The organism is Thiocapsa sp. (genome assembly GCF_035467215.1).
GTDB lineage: Bacteria > Pseudomonadota > Gammaproteobacteria > Chromatiales > Chromatiaceae > Thiocapsa.
The window spans coordinates 1-8619 of the sequence record NZ_DATITZ010000270.1; the positions used below are offsets into that span (position 1 = coordinate 1).

Consider the following 8619-nt stretch of genomic DNA (forward strand, 5'->3'; position numbering starts at 1 on the left):
CTTCGCGTTCCTCAGGCTCCTCGCACTCATCCACCTGCCGACACTGCGCCACCGAGGTGATCAGTGCGGGAAAGCCGCGAGCATTCCGCGCGAAATAATTCGGGAATCGGCCGGTGAAATAAAGTGAGCGACAACAACAACCTCTTCGGGGTCGACCTCAATCCGGAATCGGTCGAGATCACCAAGCTGAGTCTCTGGCTCAAGACCGCCCGGCGCGACAAGCCGCTCAACAATCTCGACGCCAACATCCGCTGCGGCAACTCGCTCGTCGAGCCGCCCGAATTCCCGGCTGGCGCCCCGGCCGATCAGGCGCTTGTCGACGCCTTCGCCGCACTCCCGGCCGATCGCCGCGCCTTCGACTGGCGTGCCGCCTTCCCGGCCGTCTTCGCGCAGGGCGGCTTCGATGTCGTCATCGGCAATCCACCTTATGTGCGCCAGGAAGCGCTGGGTCCGCTCAAGCCCTATCTCGCCCGGCGCTATGCCAGCTATCACGGCGTCGCCGATCTCTATGTCTATTTCTATGAACGCGGGCTGGAGCTGCTCGCACCGCGCGGCACCCTCAGCTACATCGTGACCAACAAATGGCTGCGCGCCGGCTACGGCGAGCCGCTGCGACGTCTCTTCAGCGAGCGCGCCGTCCTGGAGGAGATCCTCGACTTCGGCCATGCACCCATCTTCGAGGACGCCGATACCTTCCCCTGCATCATCGTCGTCCGGCCGAGATCCGCGCCATCGGACCCGGTGGCGGACGATGGCGCGGACGTGGCGCCGCCGACGGCAGTGGACCCACCCGAGCCGCCGATGGTGAGCGTCTGCCCGGTGCCGCGCGACCGCTCCACCGAGCTGTCGCTCGAGCACTATGTCCACGAGCATGCCTATCCGGTGCCCTGGAGCCGGTACGATGCCGGCCCCTGGAGCCTGGAATCGCCCGAGGTCGAGACACTGATGGGACGGCTGCGCGAGCGCGGCGTGCCGCTGGCCGAGTTTGTCGGGTGCAAGCCCTATCGCGGCGTCTTGACCGGACTCAACGAGGCTTTCCTGATCGACGAGGCGACCCGCACGGACCTGATTCGCGAGGATCCCGCCTGCGCCGAGATCATCAAGCCCTATCTGCGCGGGCAGGACATCGGACGCTGGGTGCCGGATTGGCAGGGGCTTTGGATGATCGTGTTGGCGTCGAGTGCGAACCCCGCCTGGCCCTGGAGCCGCTCGGGCGATTCGGCCGAGCGTCTCTTTGCGCAGACGTTCCCGAGTCTGCATCGGCATATGAAGAAGATGCAGGAGCGACTTGTGGCCCGGCAAGACAAGGGGCAGCATTGGTGGGAGTTGAGGTCTTGCGATTACTACGATGTCTTCGACGCGCCGAAGATCATCCACACCGACATCGCGTGGCGGCCACAATTCGCCTTTGCCGAATCGCCGATGTATTTCCTGAACACCTGCTATGTCTGGCCTACCGCAGACCTCTACGTGCTCGGCGTTCTCAACTCCCCGCTGATGTGGGCTTATCTCTGGCGCAACGCCCAGCACGGCAAAGACGAGGCGCTGCGTCTCTTCGGGACCTTCATGACATCACTCCCCATCGCCGAGCCCACCCCGGAGATCCGTGCCGAGACCGAGGACAAGGTCGCCATGCTGCTCGCCCGAGCCGCCGAGTCCCGCAACCAAACCGGCCAGCTGCTCAACTGGCTGCGCCACGAATTCGCCGTCGAGAAACCGGGCCAACAGCTCGAAGACTTCGCCCGCCTCACCGGCGACGCCTTCGCCGCCGAGGTCCGCAAGCGTCGCCCCAAGGGCGCGCCCCGGTTGACCCCCGCCGCGATCGGCGAGCTGACCGACACCCACGCCCGCTACGCCGGTCCCATGCAGCAGCGCGCCGCCGAGATCCGCACCCTCGAACGCCGTCTCTCCGATCTGGTGAATCAAGCCTACCGGTTGAGCGACGACGACATCGCGCTCATCCGCCGCACCGCACCGCCGCGGATGCCGTTCGGATGACCGACGAATCGCCCGACAGGCCGCTCTTGACATCGCTCGGCAGTGTCGCGATTGCACCGGTGGTGGGTTTGGTCGGCGGATTGACGAAGAAGATTTACTGACTCCGATCTCGTGTCGGCGAAGCGTCACCCGAGATCGGAGTCAGTAGTGGTAACGCAGTTGTGCCAGGAGGAGGGCGTTTTCCTCGACCTTGTAGACCAGACGGTGCTCGTCGTTGATGCGTCGCGACCAGTAGCCTGCCAGACCGTGCTTGAGCGGCTCGGGTTTGCCCAATCCATCGAAGGGCGCACGCTGGATGTCACCGATGAGCTTGTTGATCCGAAGGAGCATCTTGCGATCGGCGCCTTGCCAGTACAGATAGTCTTCCCAAGCCCGCTCGGAGAAGACGAGCCTCATTCCGCGAGCGCTCGCTCGGTTCCGCCACCGGCTTCGAGCTCAGCAATCGATTCCAAGAGGCGGCGGGCATTGGTTGGGCTGCGCAAGAGGTAAGCCGTTTCCTCGAGGGCCTCGAAGTCTTCCAACGACATCATGACCACCGAGCGAGAGTTTTTCCGGGTGACAATGATCGGTGCGTGGTCGTCGCAGACCCGTTCCATGGTCTCGGCCAGTCTGCGCCGGATCTCGGTATAGGTCATGGTATTCATCAAATTGCCTCTCAATGCTGTACGGGTCACTGTACGACGAGATGCCATGAGACGCAATGTCGCGGCAGACCGCAACCCTAGCGCCGCCCGCACCGACTCAGGCATGATTACGGGTCGCCCGGGGGCTGATGCGCTTTGCTCGCGGCCTTTCCTTGGCGTGTTAAACCGGCCAAGCCGGTCTTCACAGACGCTTGATTTCTGAGCCGCACGATAAGGGCGTCTTTGATCTCGGTGTCCCCATAACTGATTTGAACCGCCTGCCGGCCGATCGGCCTGCTGGAGCGGTTTAGGAGACATTCACCATGGTTGCAGGCCTCGACGAGAAGCTGGAGCCGATTTTTCAGGATGTGTTGCGCCGCAATCCGGGCGAGACCGAGTTCCACCAAGCGGTGCGCGAGGTGCTCGAGACCCTCGGCCCTGTGCTGGTCAAATATCCCGAGCTGGCCGAGCAGAAGATCATTCAGCGCATCTGCGAGCCGGAGCGTCAGATCATCTTCCGCGTACCTTGGCAGGACGACCGCGGCCAGATCCAGATCAACCGCGCCTTTCGGGTCGAGTTCAACAGCGCGCTCGGTCCCTACAAGGGCGGGATGCGGTTCCACCCCTCGGTGTATCTGGGGATTATCAAGTTCCTCGGCTTCGAGCAGATCTTCAAGAACGCGCTCACCGGTCTGCCGATCGGCGGCGGCAAGGGCGGCAGCGACTTTGACCCCAAGGGCAAGTCGGACGCCGAGATCATGCGTTTTTGCCAGAGCCTCATGACGGAGCTCTACCGCCACATCGGCGAGCACACCGACGTACCGGCGGGCGACATCGGTGTCGGCGGGCGCGAGATCGGCTATCTCTTCGGCCAGTACAAGCGCATCACCAACCGCTACGAGTCCGGCGTCCTGACCGGCAAGGGCCTGAACTGGGGCGGTAGTCGCGCGCGCACGGAGGCGACGGGCTACGGGGCCATCTTCTTCTTGGAGGAGATGCTCAAGGTCCGCGGCGATTCGATCGAGGGCAAGACCTGTGTGGTCTCGGGCTCGGGCAACGTCGCCATCTACGCGATCGAGAAGGCGCAGGCGCTCGGTGCTCGCGTGATCGCCTGCTCCGACTCCAACGGAGTCGTGGTCGACCAGGACGGGATCGATCTGGCTCTGCTCAAGCAGATCAAGGAGGTCGAACGTCGTCGTCTGAGCGCCTATGTGCAGGAGAAGACGAGCGCGACCTACCTCGAGAACGGCTGCATCTGGACCGTGCCTTGTCAGGTGGCGCTGCCCTGCGCGACCCAAAACGAGCTGACCGCGAAGGATGCCCAGACCCTGGTCAAGAACGGATGTATCGCAGTCGCCGAAGGCGCCAACATGCCCACGACACCCGAAGGGATCCACGTCCTCATGGACGCAGGCGTTGCCTTCGGACCCGGCAAGGCGGCCAACGCCGGCGGCGTGGCCACCAGCGCCTTGGAGATGCAGCAGAACGCCAGCCGCGACTCCTGGAGCTTCGAGTACACCGAGCAGCGTCTGAAAGAGATCATGGTGAACATCCATCGCAACTGCTACGAGACCAGCGAGGAGTTCGACTCGAAGGGCAACTATGTCGTCGGTGCGAACATCGCCGGCTTCCTGAAGGTCGGCCACGCGATGGCGGCGTTGGGGTTGGTCTAAACCGCGCCCAGCGCGGTATGCGTCGTTTGTTGGATTGGCTTGGCCGCGCCGGCTCCAATCATTGTCGGAGCTGGCGCGGTTTAAGGTATTAAAAAATATGCAATTCTAAACCGCGTCCCCGCTAAGGGCCACATGGATGCGCCAAACGCCGAGCTCACGCGAAAGTGAGCATCTTGCTCTGGACGCGGTTTAGTCGAGTTTGATCGAAACAGCGTCTCGGGCGGCCTGTGTTGTTTGCGCGGGCGCTCGGGCCAACCGCGGGTCGAGATCTCGTCGGTCTCGATGCCGGCAAACCTGTCCGGTTGTTGGCTCAGGGTCATGCCCTGCCGGGTGCATCGACCGGTGATGACGACGGCCGATCACTCCAGCATTTGAATCAAGACCCCTTGCCACACTGCAACATCGATCTCTCCCAGCTTTCCGGCAAGTCGGCGTTTGTCCACGCAACGAATCTGGTCGAGAAGGATGCGCGCGGGTCTGCCGTTGAACAGGAGCTCCGGCCGGCATCCAAGTGGCTGGCCTTTCGAGGTGATGGGGGCGACGATGACCCGAGGCAGAGCGGCGTTCATGTCATCCGGCGAGACGACCAAGGCAGGCCGCGTCTTCTTGATCTCTGTACCGAGCGATCGATCGAGATTGACCCAATAAACGTCGCCACGCCTGATCCGTTCCCGGATCCGGTCAGGGTCCGTCACCATTCCCACTCTCCGCAATCAGAGTCGGGCGGCAGTCCGTCCCAGGCGTCCGGATCGTTTTCAGGTCGATAGCCGTCGAACCAGCCCGCGCGAGTCTGGCTGACGGGCTCGATGACGATCCGAGTCCCTTCAAGTCGCAGCTCGATCTCGTCCCGGATGCCGCACTCGGTCAAGAGCGCGGCAGGGATCAGTACGCCTCGGGAATTCCCGATCTTTCTCAATGTGGTTCGCATGGTCTGATCCTGGATGTAATAACTTGGTTAGTACATCTCAATCGGTCGCCACGATCAACAGGCAAGGTCGTTCCGCCGAGCTCGGCCCTCACCCCGCCGCCTGATAACACACCAACCGCTGACACAAGACATCCGCGACGACGCGCAGACCGGCGTCGCGCACATCGAGCCAGGTGAGGGTGGCCGCGACGGCGTCGTCCGGCGGGTCTTCCAGATCGAGCGGGAGTCGAGTGGATGCCGGCAGGGCGCTCAGCCAGGCGGGGTTGTAGCTGGCCTCGCCGAGATGCGGGAAGAGTGCGACATAGGCGATCTGGGACTCGACGAGATCCTGGAAGAAGTGCGAGCCGAAGGACAGATCCGGCACCATGCCGTCGCCGAGCTCGGCGACCTCGGCGATGACGGCGACGCGGCTGATATCGGCGAAGCGGATCGGCACACCGAGCTCGGGTGAGCTGGTGCCCCAGCGGCCGGGTCCGATCAGCAGGGTGGGGCAGTCGTCGCGATCGGAGATGCGGCGATTGAGCTGTCCGACCAAGCGAGCGACGGCGAACTTCTGCACGGTCGTCAGGGCGCTGTAGCGCGGGCCGTCGACATGGATGATGCGTGCGATCGGCTGGTCGATGTTGCCGCCCATGAAATGGCCGTCGGTCGCGAAAAAGAGCCGCCGGCTCGGAACCTCGCCCGGGAGCTCGACACGTTGGTTGAGGCCGAGTGTCTGCAGCGGTCGGCACTGGACGAGACTGAAGGACGGGGTGCCGTCCGCGGCGAGATGCAGTGTGAATTCGACGTCGACGGGGTAGGCATAGGCGGCTTCCAGGGTTTGGAGCAGACGCTGCATGAGTCCGACGAACGGGGTCTCGCGCAGGAGCGGGGTGAAGGTGAGTCGCCAGACCGGGTCGCCGCCCGTGCGCTCGCGTGCGCGCTGGGTGGCCTCGCGGTCGAGCTCGGCGCACCAGCGCAGCGGCAGCTCCGGGTCGCTCGTCAGGTGTCTCACGGCGAGCGTGCGCAGGCGGTTGTCCGAGATGTCGAGCACGTCGATCTCGTGTTGGGAGAAGCGCACGGCGTCGTCGCGATCGCGGAAGGGGCGCTTGTGGGGTTGATCCAGGGCCACCACGCAGGCGTGGTCGCCTTCGATGCGGTCGACCGCACGGGTTCCCAGGCCCATGACCAGACGGACCATGCCGGCGGTCGGGTCCATGGACTCTTCCCAGACGAAGGTGTTGCGCGACACGCCCACACCGGCGGCATCCGGGAAGTACCAGCGCCCGTGATAGCGCCCGCAGACGCGTTGCAGCAGAAGTGCCATGGGCTCTTCGAGGTCGGCCAACCCGCGTTGACGTCGGTAGGTGAGTGCGTCCTCGCTCATAGTGCTGGCGAAGACGCGGCAGATGGCCTCTTCGAGCTGGGCGAGCCGTTGCTCGGGCGAGCCTTGGTTGACCAGGAAAAGGCTCTCGTACTTCCCGGCAAAGGCGTTGCCGAAGCCGTCTTCGAGCAGGCTGCTCGAGCGCACCAGGATCGGATACTGCCCGAAATAGTCGAGCATCCGTTCGAGCTCCGAGCGGACTTCTTCCGGAAGCTCTCCGCGCAGCATGTCCTCGCGCAGTGATTGGGCCTCGCTGAAATACCCCGCCTCGGTGCGCTGGCGCATGATCCTGGGCCACCAGCCGTTGTGCACCAGATAGGAGTAATAGACGTCGGAGCCGAGAAAGAACGAGTCGTGCGGCTCCAGATGGCGTTCCCAGCGCTCGGGGTCGTCCTGCAACAGGATGCGGCGTGCCAGCAGCATCCCGACCGCCTTGCCGCCGATGTAGCCGCTGCCGATCATGCGTGCGCGGATCTCGATGAGATCCTGCAGGCCGAGATAGCGGCGAGCGAGTGCGATGATGCGCTCGTCGCGGCTGATCAAGATCGGATAGAGCTGCTCGAGCACCGCGCGGCGTCGCTCGCCGTCGGCGTCTTGGTTCAGCACCTCGGCGGCATCGAGAAAGAGCCGATCCCAATAGTCGAGCTGTCGCTGCGTGGTCTCGCCCTTGCGGCGTTCGAGGTCCGCGTGGAGTCGGGTCGCGTCGCTGCTGTCGATGACGGGGCGAAACGCCTCGCCCTCGTGGATATGCGGCAGGAACATGGTCGGTGATTGGCGCTGCCAGACCTTGACGGGCTGGACGTAGCAGCCGCTCTCGGCGCGTCGCACATCGATCAGGACCTGCGTGGTCTCGCGGATGCGTGCCATGGTGGTGTAGCAGTGACTGCGCGAGAGCAGACCGAAATAGGCGACCGTGTCGAGCCGATAAAGATAAGGGCAGATGACCTGGAAGAGATTGCCGACCATCAGGTCGGTGGCCCAGGCCGAGAGCAGATCGGAGAGACAGTCGAAGACGTAGAAGGCGCCGCGTCCGTAGTCCGTGATCAGGCGGTGGACGTGGCAGGTGAAGGCCTCGAAGCCGCGCAGGGCGTCGATCGAGACGATCTTGATACCCGGCCCGGGCGCGACCAAGGGCGCATGGCGGCCGAAGCGCAGATAGATGATGGAGCGCTCACCCGCGACGGCTTGGGCGACGAAGGGGTCGACGAAGCCGCGGTAGTCCTCGATGTCGTCGATGCGCCAGACGACGTTGTCGCCGATGCGCAGGCCGTCGAGAACGCGATCCAGTCCGGCGAGTCCGGTGGAGACGTGCTCGGCGCCGGCGGTCTCGGGGTTGTCCGGCATCGGCGCGACCTCGGTCGGCAGTGGCGCCGACTCTGCCTCGCGACACTGTCCGGCCGAGGTCGTCGGTTCGGTCAACTCGCGGCCGTCTGCTCGCGTGCCATCAGGATCAGGTCGTCGGCGATCGCGAGCATGTCGGGGAAGCCCTTGGCCTGCTGTCCGACGACTACATAGCGCCCGCCGACCGTGATCATGGGCACCGCATCGACGCGATAACGCTCGACCAGGGTGTCGCCGCGCTTGATCTGGGTCTCGACCGCGAACGAATTGAACAAGGGCTCGAAGGTCGCCACATCCACGCCCTTGCTCGCGACCCATGCGAAGACGTCCTTCTCGGTGAAGAGCTTGGTGCGGTCGTTGTGCAGCGCCTCGAAGACTTCTTGGTTGAGTCGATCCAGGTCGCCGCTGTACTCCAGCGCGTAGAAGAGTCGCGCGAGATTGGCCCAGGCGGCCCGGCCGAAGGTCACCGGAACCTGGCGGAAGGTGACGTCCTCCGGCAGCCGGGCGGCCCAAGGCTTGATGACAGGGTTGAGGTCCATGCAGTGCGGGCAGCCGTAGGAGAAGAATTCGAGAACCTCGATCTTGTCGGGTGCCGAGCTCGGCTGCGGCGGCGAGACGGCGCGCCAGTCGCGGCCCTCGACCAGGTCGGCGGCGAGGACGGGGCGTAGCGGGAGCATCGCCGCCGACCTGGTC

At 64.4% G+C, this 8619-nt stretch carries 8 protein-coding genes; 2 read left to right on the forward strand and 6 right to left on the reverse strand.

Translation table 11 applies throughout. The features are described from left to right. Window positions 1-123: 123 nt before the first annotated feature. On the forward strand, window positions 124-1998 hold the full coding sequence (locus VLR48_RS15285; RefSeq protein WP_325292620.1) for an Eco57I restriction-modification methylase domain-containing protein: 1875 nt from the start codon (window positions 124-126) through the stop codon (window positions 1996-1998). Window positions 1999-2139: 141 nt separating this feature from the next. Here VLR48_RS15285 and VLR48_RS15290 read toward each other — a convergent pair whose 3' ends face one another. Together VLR48_RS15290 and VLR48_RS15295 are read right to left on the reverse strand one after the other, a co-directional pair. Further along, complete coding sequence (locus tag VLR48_RS15290; protein ID WP_325292621.1) at window positions 2140-2394, reverse strand: Txe/YoeB family addiction module toxin; 255 nt, start codon at window positions 2392-2394, stop codon at window positions 2140-2142. Next, window positions 2391-2642: a type II toxin-antitoxin system prevent-host-death family antitoxin gene (locus VLR48_RS15295; RefSeq protein WP_325292626.1), complete on the reverse strand. Its 252-nt coding sequence runs from the start codon at window positions 2640-2642 to the stop codon at window positions 2391-2393. Before VLR48_RS15295 ends, VLR48_RS15290 begins: the two co-directional genes overlap by 4 nt. Before the next feature lie 302 nt (window positions 2643-2944). Between VLR48_RS15295 and gdhA the strand changes: the two genes are divergently transcribed. Beyond that, window positions 2945-4294, forward strand: a complete 1350-nt coding sequence (gdhA, locus tag VLR48_RS15300) for an NADP-specific glutamate dehydrogenase (protein WP_325292622.1) — start codon at window positions 2945-2947, stop codon at window positions 4292-4294. Window positions 4295-4653: 359 nt separating this feature from the next. On the opposite strand, the gene VLR48_RS15305 is transcribed toward gdhA, so the two are convergent. From VLR48_RS15305 to VLR48_RS15320, 4 genes are all read right to left on the reverse strand, one after another. Then, window positions 4654-4992 carry a type II toxin-antitoxin system PemK/MazF family toxin gene (locus VLR48_RS15305; RefSeq protein WP_325292623.1) on the reverse strand — a complete coding sequence of 113 codons (339 nt, stop codon included), beginning with the start codon at window positions 4990-4992 and terminating at the stop codon, window positions 4654-4656. After that, window positions 4986-5222 (reverse strand): AbrB/MazE/SpoVT family DNA-binding domain-containing protein, encoded by a 237-nt coding sequence (locus tag VLR48_RS15310; RefSeq protein ID WP_325292624.1) that lies wholly within the window; start codon window positions 5220-5222, stop codon window positions 4986-4988. Before VLR48_RS15310 ends, VLR48_RS15305 begins: the two co-directional genes overlap by 7 nt. 88 nt (window positions 5223-5310) lie before the next feature. Then, the gene (locus tag VLR48_RS15315) at window positions 5311-7929 is read right to left on the reverse strand and encodes a PEP/pyruvate-binding domain-containing protein (protein ID WP_325292625.1); all 2619 of its coding nucleotides are present in this window, start codon (window positions 7927-7929) and stop codon (window positions 5311-5313) included. Between the two features lie 71 nt (window positions 7930-8000). Beyond that, window positions 8001-8603, reverse strand: a complete 603-nt coding sequence (locus tag VLR48_RS15320; protein ID WP_325292627.1) for a thiol:disulfide interchange protein DsbA/DsbL — start codon at window positions 8601-8603, stop codon at window positions 8001-8003. Between the last annotated feature and the right edge of the window lie 16 nt (window positions 8604-8619).